The organism is Clostridioides sp. ES-S-0048-02, from assembly GCF_020658495.1.
In the GTDB taxonomy this organism is placed as follows: Bacteria; Bacillota; Clostridia; order Peptostreptococcales; family Peptostreptococcaceae; genus Clostridioides.
The window spans coordinates 1-18776 of the sequence record NZ_JACVWH010000023.1 but is presented as its reverse complement, the minus strand read 5'-3'; the positions used below and the strand labels follow the sequence as shown (position 1 = coordinate 18776).

Genomic DNA, 18776 nt, shown 5'->3' with positions numbered 1-18776 from the left:
ATGAGTAAAATAAAATGTGAAGCCTGTAATAGAGAAATGGATTCAGAACTACTTACTCCAGTCTGTGGGAGAAGAAAAGGTAAAGAGATAATAATTTATTTGTGTAATCATTGCATAGACGAAATTGTAGATAGAATAAATAGTGGAGTAAACGAATGGAAATGTAATTCAAAATAGATAAATTGATAAGTTTAAATAAGCGAGTGGTGATTATATGAGAAGTTTAGAAGAGAGAAATAAATTAGTTGAAGATAATATAGATCTTGTACATTTTATTATAAATAAATATTTCAAATATTTTTTAGGAAGGTATCCATATTTGCAAGAGGATTTATTTCAAGAAGGTTCTATAGGATTATATAAAGCAACATTTTGTTTTGATGAAAGTAAAGGAAAATTTTCCACAATAGCATTTCAATATATATTAGGATATTTAATGACATTTACAACTAGATATGTTAAAAAGCATTATAGAAGTGATATAGATAGTTTTGAAAAATGTGTCTATGAAAATGATTCTGGAGAAGGAATAAGAATAGAAGATAGATTAGCTAGTAATGAGAATATAGATATAGAAAGTGTTCATGTTATTAGATCTTGTATAAAAAGAAGTGAGATAAAAGATATACAGAAAATAGTTTATCTAAGAGAAAAAGGCTATACTCAAAAAGAAATAAGTAAAGTACTTGGAACTAACCAAACAGCAATCTCTAGGAGACTTGGAAAATTAAAAGCTGAAATTAATATACTAGGAAAATGATATGATAATTTAAGATTATTGGAGGCAAAATGAAAATTAAAATTATTGCTGGCAGAGAGAATGAATGTCCTATTTGCAAAGGAAATGTATTTAAAATAGAAACATCAATTGGAATGGTGTGGCAATGCAAGGATTGTGGTTGTATGTATCAAGATATGGAATGTAAAAGAGATTAAAAGGGGGTATTAAGGATGAGCTACGTTATAAAGTGTGATTTTTGTGATGAAACAATAGTAGAAATTCAAAATATAAATACATTTAGAATTGATGATAGAGGTAACATAATAAGCATTGGAAAAGATATGTGTGGTAAATGTTATGATGAATTATCTAAAGATAATGCGAATAAGAAAATAACTAATTATGAAAAAATTAGAAATATGAACAAAGAAGATATGATTAAATTTCTTGCTTATAATGGTTCCTGTCAATGGTGTATATATGAAGTTGAAACTTGTGTGCTTAATTGCAATGAAGGTCACAAAAACTGGCTTGAAGATAAATAAAAGAGAAAGAGGAGAAGATCAGACATGAAATGTAAAGTGTATCATGCTATTAAAGATATAAAAGATGCAAATGAGTTAATTAATAGATTTGAGACAGAAAATATATTCTTTGAATTAAATGACATAGATAATGAAAATATTCTAAATGGAGAAATGGATTTAACTGATATAGAAGATATTGTATCATTACAATTTATATTAGATGGGGACTTATTTATGTTTAGTAGTTGTGATGAAATGATATTTATGAATAAGTATACTCAAAAAGAGTTGGGACTTCAATAAATGAATAAGAGAATAGTATGTCAAGATACAAACGAGATTGTCTATAATTATAAAGAATATCAAAAAACTAAACACTGGGAATCACTAAAAAATGAATTCTATTTTTCTAATGAATGTAAATGTGTTTTGTGTGATTCAGTAAAGAAAGTATCTTTGCATCATAAAACATATCGAAGAATAGGAGTGGAAGAATTGGATGATTTAATTCCATTATGCAATAGTTGTCACTATAAAGTTCATCGAAATAATAAACAATATCTATTTAATAAGGCAACGGAAAAACAGATAAGATGTATAAATGATTTATTGGAAGTTTATGTAGATATTGTGGAAGAATTATTTATGAATGAATATATTTATCTTTATGTTGCCATGGGAATAGAATTTTACAATAAAAATCTAATGTTATTTGAAGCAAATCATATTATCAATGATCTTAAGTTTGTTTCTGCAATGCTGTATGAGTTTTATGCCACAAAGTTGGAAATAAAACTTCCAGGCTATTTCAAAGGATTTGACTATGAGGAAGTAAAAAATTCCTTATATAAAAAGATGCAGCGATTAAGTAAATATATTTATGTTCCCAAAAAACAAGAGATTGAGTTATTGATTAAAAAAAAGAAAAAGATGTAGAATAATTAGGACAATTCAAAAAAAGAAAAAAAGGAGCATTATGAATAAATATACTCAAAAAGAGTTGGGACTTCAATAAGAGGGGAGATATTAAATATGGATTTGAAATTAATTAGCAGTATACCTAATTGGAAAGTAGAAGATCAGTTGGCAAAAATTGATGAAGAAGTAACTGAATTTAAAGAGGCTATAGATGAAGGAATTACTAAAGATATAATTGCAGAAGGATTAGACGTTTGTCAAACCATTTTAACAATGTTTCAAATTTTAGAAATGGAAGATTATATTGCAGAAGGTGTAGAGATACATAATAAGAAACTAAAGGGAAGAGGATGGGATCTTGTGGAAACAGGAGATGGCATACTTAATTTAATTAAAAGTTCAATGATTAATGAATTAATTAATATAAACAAGAAATTAAAATGTATTGATGAAAAAGAATTTAATGCAAAGATACGATTTTTAGATGTAGATAAGTTATGGAATTTATGCATGCCTTTAACTAATTTAGGTGCTCTAAAACAAGTTAATAAAAATATTGATGAAGTGAAAATGGAGGAGTTTTTAAAAAATATTAATGAGGGCAAGGAGACAATCTAATATGTTGATAGAAGTAATTGAAAAAAATAATAGAGAATTGAAAATAGGAGATATTATTGAAATTAATGGTAATAACGAATTATACATGATTCTTTCTTTAAAGGAAGCATTAGGTGGGTATGTTATTGTAAATATGCAAAATGGATATGATTCATTTGGTGCTTATAAAAGTTTAAATCGATTAGAAGCAGACTTGAAGGTAAGAGGTTATAATCTATATAGTTCTGATGATTATAAGTTACAATTAGTACCTAGAGAATAAAGAGTTAATCTAAAAAAGAAAAAAAGGAGCATTATCTCACGCCCCTCACTTGTCAAAAATCTAAAACTGTCATCACAATATTATTATATCATAACTAGGAGCGTGAGATAATGCAGATTAGTAAAAAAGATAATCTATTTAGTAATGCGGAAGGTAAATTGTATAATTATAAAAAAATAAAAGCGGAGATAGAAAAAATAGACATTGATATTCAGATGATAAAAAATGACTACAGAGGATGCAGTGGAGTTGAAATTAAAGAAAAAGCAGGTAAAACATATGATATTAAAAGTGTAGTTGAGATAGAGATTGAAGAAAAAGGCAAAAAAATTGCTTTAAAAGAAAAAGAGAAGAGACATAAAGAGTTGATAATAGAAAAAATAGATAATGCAATGAAAATATTAAGTGAAGAAGAGAAGAAAATAGTGCAGTATAAATATTTTTCAAACAGTAGGACATCTTGGGAATACGTTGGTAGAATGATTGGTTTTTCAGCAAGTAAGTGTAAGCAAATGAGATTTGATATTATAGATAAAATAAAAGGATTACTATAAAAATGTCCGATTTGTGACGATTTTAAACCGATTTATGTCCATTTTGTGTCCAAAAATAACCGATTTGTGACCGATTTATGTCCGATTTGTGTCTTTTAATCATGGTAAGATTGTATTGTGAGAAAAATATATTTAATAAAAAATGGCTTGGAATTTACGTTCTAAGTCTTTTTTATTGTCTAAAGAGGTGTTGAAGATTAAACGTGATATAACAGAAGAAATTTCAAGTGCTGCATATGTACCAGATAATCTAAAATATTATGACAATGTAATGAAAGAAACTCCTGGTATGTATGGAAGAGAATGTTCTTTAGATTTTATAAAGAAAAAGCAAGAAAAACTCTTGAAACTAAAAAAGAAGGTTAAGAAAAATTATGATTCTAATATTAATAAGATAGACTCATATCTAAAAATTTTAGAGGAAAGTATAATTAATGAGTCTGATCATGTTGAGTTGGTTGTCTTTAAATTATATTTGCAGTTAGAAAATGTAGTAAAAGTAACTGAAACTGTAAATGATTTAGGATTTAGAATAAGGACCAGTACTTATGCAGGAGAAAGAAAATATAACACAAATGATGTAACCTCTATAATTACAGACCCCTTTGCTAATGTAGATGAAGATTTAAAGATAGTAGTCCAAGAGAGACAAAGAAAAAATTATCATGGTAATAAGGAGTGTTTTTAATGAATGGAAGCACATAAAGGACAAAAAGTTAACCCTATTAAAGATATAGAGGATGTATTTAGACTTTTAAATTTTCTGGAAGAATGGAATGAAAGAAACTATTTATTAGCCCTCTTTGGAATGTGTACTGGACTTAGAATAGGTGATATATTAGCACTTAAAGTTGCAGATGTAACAGATGTCAAATGGGATAAAAAAGGCAAAAGGATAAGGGTATCTAAGGATTGGATTAGAGTTATAGAGGAAAAAAGGGACTATGATAGAGAAGTTTTCTTATCTGAAGTAATAAGAAGTGCTATAGAAAATTATACTCAAGATAGACCTGGAGAAGAGTTCTTATTTAAAAGTAATAAGAGACAGAAATTTAATAGACCCATCCAAACAAGGCAAGCAGGAAGAATAATAAAAGGAGCAGCAGAAAAGGTAGGAATAAAAGAAAATGTTGCGACACACTCTTTAAGGAAGACATTTGCAAGACATATTTATGATGAAGAAGAAAACAAGACTTATGCACTAGAACTTATCAGAAAGATTTTAGGGCATAAGACAATAGAAATGACTAGAAGGTATATAGGAATAGATAAGGATGAAGAAGTAAAAGCAATAACTAAATTTACTAATAAGTTAAAGAAAAGAAAAAGAAATTAAAATATCTTGTATTTTATCTGAAATTTAGTATGTTACGTTTTTCAGCAACAGGACATTATTAGAATGTAAATGGGCTTAACAATAGAATTTGCAAAGGATAATATATGTTTATTAATATGTCTGAAAATACATATTAAAGGTCATTTATTCAAGGTATTTATAGGGATGTAGATATTTAAATGTTTATTTAGAAGCTGAGTAAAGAGGTGATTAATTGGATGTGAATGAAGTTGAAATAATCGATAGTAGCTATGAAAAAGGTAAAGAGTTAACAGAAGATCAGTGCAATATGGTAACACTATTGATTACAGGTACTACAGTAACAGAGACTGCTAGAATTATTGGAGTAAATAGAAAAACAATATATAATTGGATGAATAAAGAGCATGTTAGGAAAGAAATGGACAGACGGAAACAGGAGCTAACAAACCAAGGGAACTTAATGATATTAAAAGATTTAGATAGTTATATCAACAATATCAAGGAATTAGCTAGTGACAAGAGCGATAAGAGGGTTATGTTAGCAGCAAATCAATATCTTATAAATCGTATCTATGGTACTCCTACAAGTACAATTATACAAGCAGAGGATAATAGTGTTGGCATGGGTATGGATACAACGGAGATAGAGGCAGCTATAGCTAAGATAAGAATAAGAACAGGCAAGAAGTAATTAGATATGAAATAAATCTTGCAAGAACATTGTTTAATCACGTCTGAAATCAATTAAAGTAAAACATATATTATATATGTATTAACTTTAATAATTAAGATATAGATTGAATTTGAGTTTAATTATATTGAATTTAATGAAATTTAGTTAGACTTAATAATTAAAGTTTAATGCAGTGAAGTGTTGAGGTTTATTAGAATATATGTGAACCTATTGGAAATGCTAGGTTCTTTTTAACTATGCCGAAAATACATATTTAAGGAATAGTTGAAAGATAATTAATAATTCTAACCAAAAAAATATTTCTTGCAAGAAAATAATTCAAAACAAATTAATATTTATTTATTTTTTATTTATAGGGGGTATCCTTCTATTTTGAAAAAAGTATTTTTTATGGAAAATGAGTTCTAGAAATTTTCTAGTAAAATTTAAAAACCAGAGACATATTTCAAAGAGGGTGATTTTATTATAGAGAAAATTGTATTGTTCATTTTATTAACTATATTGCTAACTGAACCTAAAAAGAAAATAGAAGGAATAAAAGGATGTAAATACGAGTGGATAATTTAGAAAGAAATATACAATTAATATTTAGTTATCTAGCAAAGACCTTTATAAGAAATGGAGCAACTATAAAAGACGCTGAAAAAGAAGCAAATGAGATTATAAAAGCTAATTCAAACAATCTTTTTGGTGTTAATGGCCTTGCCTATCAACTTGGGAAAATAAATTTAGAATTTTTCTGTATGTATTTTATGCAAGACACATATTTACCAAAAGAAGATAATGCTGCTGCTCCTATAGCTAAAGTTCATCATGAGTTATGGGAAGATATACAAGAATCTATAATTGGAGATGGATCACAACAATTAGGAAGAATTTATCCAAGAGGTACAGGTAAAAGTGCATTTGGAGATTTGGCAACAACTGTATGGTCACACTGTTATAAACATAAAATGTACACATTAATTTGTTCAGATATAGGTTCTACAGCAGAAAAATTTGTAAAAGATATAAAGAATGCTTTACTTGAAAATGAGTATATCAAAAAAGCATTTGGAGTACTTTTAAATGATAATGATAGAAAATATATTTGCAATAGTACTCAACTAGAATTAACTAATAAAACCTTTATTGAAGCAATATCATCTTCATCGCCAATGAGAGGAAGAAAATACAATAATAATCGTCCAGATCTTATTATACTTGACGACTATCAGTCAGAAGAAAATGTTAGAACAGAAGATGCTAGAGAGAAAAAATTTAAAAGATTTTCTGATGATGTAAAATATGCTGCTCAAAAACCAGTAATCAGAAATGGTAAGACTATAAAAAGAGGAACAACTTTTATAGCATTAGGAACCTTACAACACAAAGAATGTTTCTATAGTAGACTAAAGAATTTGCCAACTTGGAAATTTAAATGTGAAAAAGGAGTTTTAGTCGATAATGTAGATGAATTATTTAATTCTGGTTTATGGCTTAATTTCAAAGAGTTGTTATTTGATTTTAAAAATACAAATCATCTTGAAGATGCTAAAGAATTTTACTGGGAAAATGAAAAAGAAATGAAATTTCCTATATTGTGGCCAAGTTTTTGGGATTGTCTAGACATGGCTTTAAGTTATTATGAAAATCCAACCTCTTTTAAACAGGAAGTACAAAATGATGTAAATTCAATAGGTGAAAAATGGTTTAAAACAGTAAGAACTGAATCTAGGGAACGTATTGAAACACATAACTTCAAAAAGACAATGCTATTATGTGATCCAGCATCTGCTGGTGGGTCTAAACATGACTATAGTGCTTTTCTTGTTGGAAGCGAATCAGAAAATGGTTTACTATATGGCAGATTGGCAGAACTAGCCAAAATAAATGCTAGAACTGATTTTGATAAATATATAGACCATATGATTTATTTATTAAAAGTGTATCCAGATATAACACATGTTTATATAGAAAAAAATACATTTAATGGTGCAGATGCTAATCAATTAGAACTTAAAATAAAAAATGATGATATTCTTTACTACAGAGATATAGAAATCATTAATGAGCACCAAAAGAAAAATAAAGATGATAAAATCTCTACTTTAATACCTGTTTTAAATAAAGGTCAAATGATTTTTGCAGAAGAAGATAAGGCATTTATACAGCAAATCCTTGATTTTACAGGACAAAAGTACTCTCTACATGATGATGCACCAGATATATCAGCAGAATTTATAAATAGGATTTTTAATATTAAAGTAAATGAAAGTATTACACTATTAGATAGAAGAAATTTAGGTCTTTGATTGCATGGAGGTGATACATTAAGTGGAAATAGGTTTAGATTTGATAAAAGAAATATACGATGATTGGGATTCTAGTAAATCTGAATATGACACTATGTATAAGTATTATAAGGGCGAAACAGATGCTATTAGTAACTATAAAATGGTTACCAAGAGGTCTAATAATAAGATAAATACTAACTTTTTAAAAAAGTTTATCAATGAAGAGGTCGCTTATTCTCTTGCAAATAAGATTACTTATACTAGTAGATCTGGTGATGAAAAGATTATAAATGATTTAGAATACTATACTTGCCACTGGAGTAAAAAACATGACTCAGATTTATTGAGATATACACTGCTATTTGGGCTTTGCTATGAACTTTACTATGTAAAAGATGATGAGATGCAAGTAAAGATAATAAAGCCAACGGATGGTTGTCATTATGAAAATGAAAATGGAGAAATAGTATGCTTTATTAGAGAATTTACTAAAAATTTTGAAGATGAAACATATATAGATGTATATGATAAAGAATACATCTATCATTTTGATTCAAATTTTAAAGAAGTTGAAAGCCCTACAGTGAATAATATATTTGATGGTCATGTACCAATATCAATATGCAAAAGAAGTGAAGAACTAGGAAAAAATACAATATATAATGACATAAAGGGTTTACAAGATGCTTATGAAACTAATTTAAGCGATATAAGTAATGAAATTAGTGATTTTAGAAATGCTTATTTAACCTTCTCTGGATGCAATATTAAAGAAGATGATTTGCCAAGGATGAAAGAACTTGGAATACTTCAAGTTAATGGAGAAGGTAAAATAGAGTGGCTTATTAAAGATATGAACGATACATTTGTTCAAAATACACTATCTTCAATAAAAGAAAATATGTATGAAATTACATCTCATATAAATCATAATGAGAAAATGCAAAGCAATACATCAAGTTTAGCAGTTATAGCAAGATTAATCAGTACAGAATGGATTTGTAGTCAAAATAATGATAGTATTGCAGATACTTTATTTAATAGGTACAAATTATTGTGCATTTGGCTTAACAGGAAATATGGTTTTGACTATGACTACAAAGATATTAAGGCTAAATTTACCCCTAAGATTCCTCGTGATGATTTAGTTGTAGCAAACATATTAAGTCAACTTGGAGATAAACTATCTACTGAGACAGGGCTATCCCAATTAAGTTTTATTGATAATCCTCATGCTGAAATGGAAAAAGCAAAAAAAGAGCAGGAAATAGTTTCAGAAGGAGAGATTTTATTAGATGAATCAGAAAGCGATAACTAAATCAACTGAAGATATATATAAATCTGCTGAAAATAGAACAAAATCATTTTATAAATATCAAAAAGAAAATAAGGATAAACTCTTGCTGGAAATAGCTAAAATATTGCTATCATACAATATTGTTGATGAATATGTAAAAATTAGTGATAAAGATAAGAAAAGATTAAGAGCAAAACTTAATAAAATTATAAATGAGTATTCAAATAATTATGATGAAGAAATAAAGGATATAGAAAGTATTTTATCTGACTCATCTAGAAATAAGTATTCAAATCTAGTAATTTTATTAGGAGTAATAGTAAAAATTAGAGATATGAATAATCTTAACAGTAAAATTATAAATAAAATAGTAAACAACAAAGTTGACAATAAACACTGGAGTGATAGGCTTTGGATCAATAAAAAAGGTATAGAAGAATCTCTTAAAAAAGAAATAAAGGACTTTTTAAATGGAAAAACTTCTGTAAATAAAATAGAAAAAGCAATAAGAGACAAATATTCAACTGGTGCAGGGCAGACCAGCAGACTAATAGAAAATGAAGTCGCCAGATGTCAAAGCGAGATAAATGAGTATTTTTTCAAGGTTCAAGGAATTATAAAAGTAATGTATTGTGCAGATTTAGATTCTCACACATGTAGTGACTGTGGTATTTATAATGGAGTGATATTTTATGTCAATGAAGATAGGCCTTCTTTGCCTAGGCATTGTCATTGTAGATGTCAGTATATACCTGTTTAGCACGTATTAATTAATTTAATAGGTGTTTTTATTGTGTCTAAAAAATACGAGGTGAAATATGAAAATTGAAATACTAGGAACAGAATACTTAGTGACAGAGAAACTTGAAAGCGAAGATGTGCTATTAAAAGAAAGAGCTGGATATTGTGATCACTCTGTTAAAGAAATTGTTATAGAGAAAATAAACTCTGAAGAAGGCTCATTAAAAGATTTGAGCGTATATGAAAATGAAGTTACTAGGCATGAAATAATTCATGCCTTTCTTAGTGAAAGTGGATTGAAGAGTTGTAGTTCTTGGGCTACAAATGAAGAAATGATTGACTTCTTTGCAATTCAATTTCCTAAAATAGTAAAGGTTATGAATAAAATAGAGTGTTTGAATTAAATTTTTAAAAAGGAGAATGATGTATGTTAAAAAAAGAAGTATTGGAATTACTAAAAGAAATAGAAGATGATGCAGAAATAGATTCTTTATTACAATCAACAGATTTATTCAAATCTGCATCTGATAAAAAGATTACGATAGAAGAATTTAGAGAATTGATTAATAACGATACAGACTTTAAAACCTTTATAGATAGCGAAAAAAATAAATATCATAGTGAAGCACTTGAAAACTTTAAGAAAAAAGATATGCAAACACTTATAAGTGCTGAAGTTCTAAAAAGAACTGGAGCTAATGAAACAGAAGAACAAAAAGCGATAAGAGAATTAAGAGAAAGTTTAAATAAGTTAGAGAAAGAAAAGAAACATGCAGAGAAAGTTTCTAAATATAAAGATATTTTAGTTGAAAAGAAAATACCTACAAACTTAATTGAATATTTATTATCTGATGATGATGATAAAACAAATGCAAATATAGAGATATTTGAAAATTCAATGAAACAGTATGTACAATCAAGGGTAGATGAAAGAATTAAAGATGGTTCATACGTTCCACCTGGTAAAGATAATGCAGGTTCACTATCAGAAATTAGAAAACAAATAAAGCAAGGGTTAAATAGTCTTTAATATAAAAAAGAAAGGATGATTTTATAAATGGCAAATGTATTAGAATATGTAACACTTTTTCAACAAGAACTAGATATGCAGGTAACAGTTGGCTCAACTACTGGATGGATGGAGAAAAATGCTGGCCAAGTTATATATAATGGAGGAAGAGAAGTAAAAGTACCAAAAGTAACGATGGATGGCTTAGGTGATTATGATAGATCTAAAGGGTATACGCAAGGCGCAGTTACGCTTGAGTACGAAACAATGAAAATGGAGATGGATAGAGGCAGAACATTCATGTTGGATTCAATGGATGTAAATGAAAGTAACTTCGTTGTAAATGCATCTTCCGTAATGGGATTATTTCAAAAGCAACATGTTATACCAGAGATAGATGCATATAGATACTCAAAAATATTTTCTGAAACAGCTAAAGTGGATGAGCGTGTAAAATATTCATATGAAGCATCTGTTGCAACAATTTTAAGTGAATTGAAAAATCAACTTGCATCAATACAAGATTTATCTGGAGATATACCTCTTATTATTAGTATGTCTAGCATAATTGCAAGCATATTAGAACAATCATCTCAACTTGATGATATTGAATTTGGAGATGGAGATATAAAAAGAATTGTAAAATCTATAGACAATGTGCCTATAATAAAAGTTCCATCAAAAAGAATGAAAACAGAATATGTATTTAGAGATGGTAAAACGTCTGGGCAAACAGAAGGTGGATTTACTGAAGGAGCAAAGGCTTTAGATATAAACTGGTTAATAACTCCAGCATCTGCTCCAATTGCAGTGTCTAAGACTGATAAACCAAGAATATTTACTCCAGATCAAAATCAAACAGCAGATGCTTATCAAATAGATTATAGAAAATATCATGATTTATGGATATTGGACGAATATTTAAAACTTTGCAGAGCCTCTGTAAAACAAGCTAAAGCTGTGCAAGGATAAGGAGTTGTTTTAAATGTTTACACTTCAAAAAAATAATGTGATTAAAGTCGTTGAAGATGAAACTTCGAGAGATAAGTTGATTTCAAAAGGATTTAAAATATACTTGGAAGAAGTAACTAAGGATAATATTGAGAAAAAAGAGGAAAAAATCGAAATAGTTAAACAAAACTCTAATGATTTATTTAATCTATCTAAACCAGAACTTATGGAAATTGCTAAAGGTAAGAATATAAAGGGGTATTCAAGTAAATCTAAAGAAGAGTTATTACAGATATTAGGTATCCAAAATGATTAATAATATTAAGTTAATTTTGAATTTAGAGGATGATAGATATGATAAGCTTATAACTCTTTATCTAAATAAGATAAGTGAAATGGTTTTAGAATATTGTGGTAGGCAGGAACTAAGTGTAGCACTAGAAGGATTTGTAGAAGAAAAAGTAATATCAATATTATCTTCAAGATTTGAGGAACTTAAGAAAAATAGTGGACTTGATAATCTAGAAAAGGGCTTAAAAGCTATAACTAGAGGTGACACTAAGATAGAATATAATGCTCTGACATTACAAACTGCTGAAAATAGCATAAGTTCATCATCTTTTTTAACTGATGCTGATAAAAAATTTCTAAGTCCATTTTGTATTGTTAGTATGTATTAAGAGGTGGTTACGTGACCGAAGCAGATATATTAGAAATGACATATGTTGATAAAATGACTATTATCAGAAAATCAAAAGGTTGGAATCAAGAAACATGTTCTAATGATTTTAGCAATGTTGTTATAGCTGAAAATGTACCATGTGCCATTTCAAGAAAAGAAGAGGCTATTGTAAGTGGTGATATTGGAGTTATAGTCGTAAATAGAAAGCTATTTTGTAGACCAGAAGTAGATATAAAAGCAGGTGACACTATAAATGCAACTTATAGTCATGGAGAAGAAGCTATATTTAAGGTTTCTATGGCTAACATATATCCAAGCCATATGGAAATACCTATTACAGAATTGGAGAGAATATAATGGGAATAGATAATTTAGGGGTTTTTGAATCATTAGCATTAGATTTAAAATTAAATGCATCTAACTTCAATAGAAAAATCAAGAAATTTACAAAAGAAACTGGGCAAGAACTAGCAGAAAATATAAGAGATGAAACGCCTGTTAAAACTGAAAAGTTAAAAAAAGGATGGGAAGAAAAACAACCAGAATATGATACTTATATTGTTAAAAATGAAGTTGATTATGCTACTTTAGTAAATAATGGCCATGCAACTAAAAATGGTGGAGTTGTTCCTGGTGTATTTATGGTTGAAAAAGGGATTGAAAAAACAAAGGAAAATATGACAAGCGCAAAAGCAAATCTATTTGATTGGTAGGTGATTAGTTGCTTACAAACAGAGACATTATAATAGCAGTTAATAAAAGAATCGAGAATGAATTTAAAGATATAGATATTTTTATTAATGAAGATAACACACAAGGCTTTGAGGAAGCTTGTTTTTTTGTGCAACTCTTACCTGTTTCTAATAATATTGGAAATAAAGTTTTGGATATTAAAAAGATATTCATAGATATTGAATATTATCAAAGAGCTAGAAAAAATAAATTAAATCTATATGACATACAAAGTAGATTAGAAAAAATATTTAACAGAAGCATTAGAGTTAATGATAGGAGTTTGACTATAGAGAATATATCTCCATCAATTGTAAAAGATCCTGTAGGATATAAGCTAACTTTTCTAATGACTGTATCTTATTTTGAAGAAGTCTATTTTGAAAATGAAACATTTGAAATCATGGAAAGCGTAGATTTAGAGATGGGAAGTGATTAAATGGGTTTACCGGAAATTAATATTTCTTTTATCCAAGCAGGGAAAACTTTTGTCAAACGTTCTGGGGGTATTGTAGCACTTATTTTAAAAGACGCAAAAAATACAGGATTGGTTGAGATAAAAGAAATGGAGGATATTCCAGAAAATTATTCTGCTGCTAATTTAGATTATATAAAAATGGCTATGAAAGGAAATATATATCCTCCAAATAAAATATTGGTTTATACATTAGATACAGATGAATTAATAGATGATGCTTTAGATTTTCTTGAAACTTGTGAGTTTAATTATCTTTGTATGCCAGAAGAAACAGAGCAGGATTTGCCTAAAATTAAGACATGGATTAATAAGATGAGAGAAGATAATAAAATAAAAGTTAAGGCTATCACTGCAAATAATGTAGCAGATTATGAAGGTATAATAAACTTTACAACAACTGACATTGAAGTTGAAGGCAAAAAATACACTTCAAATGAATTTCTACCAAGGATAGCGGGTTTTATTGCAGGAACTCCTTCAACTCAATCTGTAACATATGCGGAACTGTCAGAAGTTACTAATATACCTAAATTAACAAGAGTTGAAGCAAATACAGAAATAAATAATGGAGAATTAATCTTAATAAAAGAAAGTGGATCTATAGTAGTTGCTAGAGGGGTTACATCTTTTACAACTACTAACGATTCAAAAGGTGATATATTCAAAAAGATTAAGTTAGTTGATACACTAGATCAAATTCACAATGATATTAAAAAGATAATTGTGAAAAATTATATAGGAAAAACTCCAAACACTTATGACAATAAGTGTTTACTTATTGTTGCAATACAATTATATCTTCAAGAATTAGAAAAAGATGGTTTAATTGATGAAGGTTCAACTGTAGAAATTAATTTAGACGCTCAAAGAGCATGGTTAAAAAAACAAAATGTAGATATATCTAATATGGAAGAACAACAAATAAAAGAATGTAATACAGATACTCTTGTATTTTTAAAAGCAAAAATTAAATTAATAGATGCGATGGAAGATGTGTATTTAGACATCTCTATGTAGTTTGGAGGTTAAAATTTGAAAGCTAAAATAGATGCAAAAAGAATAATATCTGGTACTTTTGGTGAATGTTGGTTAGATAATAAGCAACTTACATCAACAAAAGGAATGGAAGCTAAAGTTGATATAGATAAAGAAGAAATAAAACTTTGTGGTCAAATAATGACTACATATAAAATGATAGGTGCAACTGGAAAAGGATCTATAACTCTTTATAAGATAAGTACCTTATTTGGTGAGTACGTCGAAAAAATGCTGAATGAAGGCAAAGAGTTTAAAGTAACTATAATAAGTAAATTGCAAGATCCAGATTCATATGGCTCTGAAAGAATTGCGCTTTATGGATGTATGTTTGATGATTTAACTTTAGCTGATTGGGAAGCTGCAAAAGTTGGAGAAATAGAAGTACCATTCACATTCGAAGGCTTTGAATACTTAGATAAAATAAAAGAAAAATAGGAGGATTTTTATTATATGAATACAGTAGAAAAATTATTAAATATGGATGCAGGTAAATTAAAAATGCCATCTAGTACATTTGAATTATATTGTAAAAAACTAGATGACACTTTAGAGATAGAGTGTCATGCTATTGATCCAGAACGTTTTGACGAAATAAGAATGAACTCAATGGATGTTAATAGTGGAGATGTAGAAAGCATTAATATATATGAACTTAAAGTAAATACAATATTAGAATCATGTTCTATATTTAGCAATATGGAATTAGTTAAAAAATTTAGTGCAATTACCCCTAAGGAGCTGGTTAAAAAGCTACTACTTAGTGGGGAAATAGATAAATTATATGAGGAAGTTAATAAAGTAAATGGTATAGATGCTGAGGGTGATAAAAAAAGACAAAAAGAAAGAGCTAAAGATATAAAAAACTAATAAAAACGGATGGAGAAGTTAACCTGATGTACTTATTATTTAAATATAAAGGTATAATGCCATCCGTTTCTTTTAATATGCTTAAAGGCGATAAGGAAATTGCTAGCATCTTCATAGATCAAGAATTGGACGAGAGAAAAGAAGAAATGAAAGCTGGTGCTGGAAGGTGGTTTTAGTGTATGAGTGATGGTACAAGAGTTTTACAAGCAATTATAAGAATGAGAGACGAAGCTAGTGCAACTTTAAGAAGAGTTGCAGCAAATACAAGATCTCTGCATGACTCAACTTCTAGCGCCTCTAAGGCTTTAAATAATGTTCAAAATAATTTAAAAAGTGTTGGTTCTACTGCTTTAAAAACAGGAAGTGCCATAGCTGCTGTATCTGGTGGAATACTTGCTTTAAGTGCCAAATCAGCTATTGAATTTGAAAGTGCTTTTGCAGGAGTTAAAAAGACTGTAAGTGCAAGTGATGCAGATATTAATACATTTAAAAAAAATATCATGGATTTATCAAATACAATGCCACAAACGGCTGTTGAAATTAGTGCAGTTGGAGAAGCAGCAGGGCAATTAGGTATTAAAGTTGGTAAAAATGCATCTAATATTACAAACTTTACAAAAACGATGGTCATGCTTGGAGATGCAACGAACATGTCGTCTGATGAAGCAGCTACAGCATTAGCTAGATTTGCAAATATCGTTCAAATGCCACAGAAAAATTTTGATAGACTTGGAGCAACGATAGTTCAACTTGGAAATAACCTAGCAACTACAGAAAGTGAAATTGTTGAAATGGCTCTTAGGCTTGCTGGTTCTGGGAAACAAGTTGGCATGTCTGAGGCGCAAATAATGTCTTTTGCTGGTGCATTAAGTTCAGTTGGTATAAAAGCAGAAGCAGGAGGCTCGGCTTTTTCTAAGGTTATGCAAAAAATGCAGTTGGCATGTGAAATTGGAGGAAGTAAATTAAATAGTTTTGCCAAAGTCTCTGGGATGAGTGCATCAAAATTTAAAGCGTCGTTCCAAAAAGACGCTGCTGGAGCGATTATATCTTTTGTCAAAGGTCTTGGAGACGCTAAAAAACATGGAAATAGTGCTATAAAAATGTTAAATAAGATGGGCATAACTGAAATAGGCATGACTGATGCATTGCTCAGAGCATCTGGTGCTGGCGATTTATTTAATAATGCCATTCAATTAGGTAACGACGCTTGGAAGGAAAATGTAGCTCTGACAAATGAAGCGAATCAGAGATACGCAACAACAGAATCTCAACTCAAGATGATGAAAAATCAGATTACTCAAGTAGCAATAATCATAGGGAATAATTTATTGCCTTTTATAAGAAGTGCAGTACAAGTTGTATCTAATATGGCCAATGCTTTCTCTAACTTGCCTACAGCCTTCCAATCAACTGTAACAGGTATATTGTTGGCTGTTACAACATTTGGCTTGTTGGTCGCTACTGTAGGAATTGTAAGTCTTGTTATTTCTAAAGCAGCAGGCCTATTCGCTTTCTTTATTCCTATAATATTAAGAACAAAAATTGCCTTCAGAGCTTTTGTAATTGGTATGAAACCATTAAGTGCAGTATTTTTGGCTGTAATGGGTCCTATGGGTTGGACTATAACAGCTATAATTGCATTGTCAGTAGCCTTTACTGTCGCTTATGCTAAATCTGAAGTCTTTAGAAATAAAGTTAATTCATTAGTAAAATCATTTGTAGAATTTGCAAAACCTATAGTAAGTTTTTGTATGCCTGCACTTAAACAATTAGGAGAGAAATTTAAAGAGTTGTTATCAGCATTTGGACCACTATTTGCATCTATATTAAATTTAGGTAGTGTGATAATGAAGGTATTAGGACCTATCTTAATTGGTGTAATAGGTTTTCATATAGCAAAGTTAGTTGTAGTTTTGTCTACTCTTGCAACTGCCTTTAAAGCTGTAGTTGATACTATAACTAATGTATTAAATGGCCTTGCATCTATTTTAAATGGAATATTTGATTTAATTATAGGTATTGTCACAGGCGATAGTAAAAAAATGATGGATGGAGTTAAACAAATATTTGATGGTGGCGCTAAAATTATAAAATCTATATGGAAAGGTTTCATAGATTTTGTAACTGCTCCTATACAAGCTATAGCTGATATAGCTGACAGTTTATTTAAAGATAAAGCTAAATGGCTTACAGATAAATGGAGAGATTTAAGAACAACATTAGAAAATCCAATAGAAGCAACTGCTAAAATTGCTGCCAAAACAAATGTAAATATCCAAGGAAGTAAAGCAGCAGATGCAGCTGGAAAATCTACACCAAATACAGGTGGATTAAAACAAACAATGGCAAATTTAAAAGGTTCATTTAGTGATTTTAAAACTTTTATTAAACCTATGACAGATTCTATAAGTCAAGGAGTTGAATCTGGAAAAACTAAATTTACAGAACTGCAAAATAAGATATTAAATGATGTTAAACCTGCACTAAAGGTTCTAGAGGATTCTGGAGTAAGTTTTAAGAATAAATTCAAAGAATCAATAACTTCAATAAAAGATAAATTTAATGAATTAAAGGATATATTAGCTGGAAATATTAAAACAAATATAGATAATCTAGTAAAAGCATTTGAACCTTTAAAACCTCATTTAGATAATTTGAAAGAGTGTTTTGATAAGGTTAAAAAAGCAATTACTGACTTTTTTACTCCAGCCAAACAGGTTGGAGATACAGTAAATAAGGTAAGTCAACCATTGGATAGTGTTAAAAAATCTACTGATGGAATTAAAATTTCTTTCCAAAGCTTAGGTCAAGCACTTGCTCCTGTTAAAACTTGGTTTCAAGGATTTATGCCTTTCCTATCACAAATAGGGCAACAATTGTTACCTTCTATAGGAATAGCAATAGCTGGTGTTGTTGGTGGAATAATTTTAGCATTTACATGGGTTTTAAATACATTAACTGCTATTATAACAACTGTTTCTGGAATTATAAACGGAATTATATCTTTTATATCTGGAATTATAAATGTTGTAATGGGACTTATAACAGGAAATGCTGACCAGACAATGGATGGCCTTAAACAAATATTTGATG

Annotated in this window: 27 protein-coding genes; all 27 read left to right on the top strand. The window is 28.9% G+C overall.

Features of this window, described 5'->3' with window-relative positions:
* Nucleotides 1-177 carry a hypothetical protein gene (locus tag IC173_RS18105; protein WP_227856016.1) on the top strand — a complete coding sequence of 59 codons (177 nt, stop codon included), beginning with the start codon at nt 1-3 and terminating at the stop codon, nt 175-177.
* A 37-nt stretch (nt 178-214) separates the two neighbouring features.
* On the top strand, nt 215-760 hold the full coding sequence (locus IC173_RS18100) for a sigma-70 family RNA polymerase sigma factor (protein ID WP_227856015.1): 546 nt from the start codon (nt 215-217) through the stop codon (nt 758-760).
* A gap of 29 nt (nt 761-789) precedes the next feature.
* On the top strand, nt 790-936 hold the full coding sequence (locus IC173_RS18095; protein WP_227856014.1) for a hypothetical protein: 147 nt from the start codon (nt 790-792) through the stop codon (nt 934-936).
* Nucleotides 937-951: 15 nt separating this feature from the next.
* The gene (locus tag IC173_RS18090; protein ID WP_227856013.1) at nt 952-1266 is read left to right on the top strand and encodes a hypothetical protein; all 315 of its coding nucleotides are present in this window, start codon (nt 952-954) and stop codon (nt 1264-1266) included.
* 24 nt (nt 1267-1290) lie between these two features.
* Nucleotides 1291-1551, top strand: coding sequence for a hypothetical protein (locus IC173_RS18085; protein ID WP_227856012.1), 261 nt, complete (start codon nt 1291-1293; stop codon nt 1549-1551).
* Nucleotides 1552-2184: an HNH endonuclease signature motif containing protein gene (locus IC173_RS18080; protein WP_227856011.1), complete on the top strand. Its 633-nt coding sequence runs from the start codon at nt 1552-1554 to the stop codon at nt 2182-2184.
* Nucleotides 2185-2280: 96 nt separating this feature from the next.
* Nucleotides 2281-2784: a hypothetical protein gene (locus tag IC173_RS18075; protein WP_227856010.1), complete on the top strand. Its 504-nt coding sequence runs from the start codon at nt 2281-2283 to the stop codon at nt 2782-2784.
* A 1-nt stretch (nt 2785) separates the two neighbouring features.
* Nucleotides 2786-3046: a hypothetical protein gene (locus IC173_RS18070; protein ID WP_227856009.1), complete on the top strand. Its 261-nt coding sequence runs from the start codon at nt 2786-2788 to the stop codon at nt 3044-3046.
* A 110-nt stretch (nt 3047-3156) separates the two neighbouring features.
* Nucleotides 3157-3600, top strand: coding sequence for an RNA polymerase subunit sigma (locus IC173_RS18065; RefSeq protein WP_227856008.1), 444 nt, complete (start codon nt 3157-3159; stop codon nt 3598-3600).
* Between the two features lie 142 nt (nt 3601-3742).
* Nucleotides 3743-4288 (top strand): hypothetical protein, encoded by a 546-nt coding sequence (locus IC173_RS18060; protein ID WP_227856007.1) that lies wholly within the window; start codon nt 3743-3745, stop codon nt 4286-4288.
* Between the two features lie 3 nt (nt 4289-4291).
* Complete coding sequence (locus IC173_RS18055) at nt 4292-4936, top strand: tyrosine-type recombinase/integrase (protein WP_095890301.1); 645 nt, start codon at nt 4292-4294, stop codon at nt 4934-4936.
* A gap of 220 nt (nt 4937-5156) precedes the next feature.
* Entirely contained in the window at nt 5157-5609 is a 453-nt protein-coding gene (locus tag IC173_RS18050) for a phBC6A51 family helix-turn-helix protein (RefSeq protein WP_227856040.1), read from the top strand.
* A gap of 557 nt (nt 5610-6166) precedes the next feature.
* Complete coding sequence (locus tag IC173_RS18045) at nt 6167-7906, top strand: hypothetical protein (protein ID WP_227856006.1); 1740 nt, start codon at nt 6167-6169, stop codon at nt 7904-7906.
* Between the two features lie 22 nt (nt 7907-7928).
* Entirely contained in the window at nt 7929-9206 is a 1278-nt protein-coding gene (locus IC173_RS18040; protein ID WP_227856005.1) for a phage portal protein, read from the top strand.
* The gene (locus IC173_RS18035; protein WP_227825453.1) at nt 9184-9945 is read left to right on the top strand and encodes a minor capsid protein; all 762 of its coding nucleotides are present in this window, start codon (nt 9184-9186) and stop codon (nt 9943-9945) included. Before IC173_RS18040 ends, IC173_RS18035 begins: the two co-directional genes overlap by 23 nt.
* Before the next feature lie 58 nt (nt 9946-10003).
* The gene (locus tag IC173_RS18030) at nt 10004-10330 is read left to right on the top strand and encodes a hypothetical protein (protein ID WP_054277885.1); all 327 of its coding nucleotides are present in this window, start codon (nt 10004-10006) and stop codon (nt 10328-10330) included.
* Nucleotides 10331-10353: 23 nt separating this feature from the next.
* A complete protein-coding gene (locus IC173_RS18025) occupies nt 10354-10956 on the top strand; it encodes a DUF4355 domain-containing protein (RefSeq protein WP_227825454.1) in 603 nt (200 codons plus the stop codon).
* Nucleotides 10957-10983: 27 nt separating this feature from the next.
* Nucleotides 10984-11907, top strand: coding sequence for a hypothetical protein (locus IC173_RS18020; protein WP_074179422.1), 924 nt, complete (start codon nt 10984-10986; stop codon nt 11905-11907).
* Between the two features lie 13 nt (nt 11908-11920).
* Nucleotides 11921-12202 (top strand): hypothetical protein, encoded by a 282-nt coding sequence (locus IC173_RS18015; protein WP_227856004.1) that lies wholly within the window; start codon nt 11921-11923, stop codon nt 12200-12202.
* Nucleotides 12195-12566 carry a phage head-tail connector protein gene (locus IC173_RS18010; RefSeq protein ID WP_227825456.1) on the top strand — a complete coding sequence of 124 codons (372 nt, stop codon included), beginning with the start codon at nt 12195-12197 and terminating at the stop codon, nt 12564-12566. The genes IC173_RS18015 and IC173_RS18010 overlap by 8 nt, the downstream gene beginning before the upstream one ends.
* 11 nt (nt 12567-12577) lie before the next feature.
* Nucleotides 12578-12925: a hypothetical protein gene (locus tag IC173_RS18005; RefSeq protein ID WP_227825457.1), complete on the top strand. Its 348-nt coding sequence runs from the start codon at nt 12578-12580 to the stop codon at nt 12923-12925.
* Nucleotides 12925-13281 carry an HK97 gp10 family phage protein gene (locus IC173_RS18000; RefSeq protein ID WP_227825458.1) on the top strand — a complete coding sequence of 119 codons (357 nt, stop codon included), beginning with the start codon at nt 12925-12927 and terminating at the stop codon, nt 13279-13281. Before IC173_RS18005 ends, IC173_RS18000 begins: the two co-directional genes overlap by 1 nt.
* Nucleotides 13282-13289: 8 nt before the next feature.
* Nucleotides 13290-13739, top strand: coding sequence for a DUF6838 family protein (locus IC173_RS17995; RefSeq protein ID WP_227825459.1), 450 nt, complete (start codon nt 13290-13292; stop codon nt 13737-13739).
* Nucleotides 13740-14795: a phage tail sheath subtilisin-like domain-containing protein gene (locus IC173_RS17990; RefSeq protein ID WP_227825460.1), complete on the top strand. Its 1056-nt coding sequence runs from the start codon at nt 13740-13742 to the stop codon at nt 14793-14795.
* Nucleotides 14796-14810: 15 nt separating this feature from the next.
* Nucleotides 14811-15251: a phage tail tube protein gene (locus IC173_RS17985; RefSeq protein ID WP_003425675.1), complete on the top strand. Its 441-nt coding sequence runs from the start codon at nt 14811-14813 to the stop codon at nt 15249-15251.
* A 15-nt stretch (nt 15252-15266) separates the two neighbouring features.
* Nucleotides 15267-15683, top strand: a complete 417-nt coding sequence (locus IC173_RS17980) for a phage tail assembly chaperone (RefSeq protein ID WP_054277893.1) — start codon at nt 15267-15269, stop codon at nt 15681-15683.
* Nucleotides 15684-15862: 179 nt separating this feature from the next.
* A partial coding sequence (locus IC173_RS17975; RefSeq protein WP_227856003.1) for a phage tail tape measure protein occupies nt 15863-18776 on the top strand: 2914 nt, incomplete at its 3' end.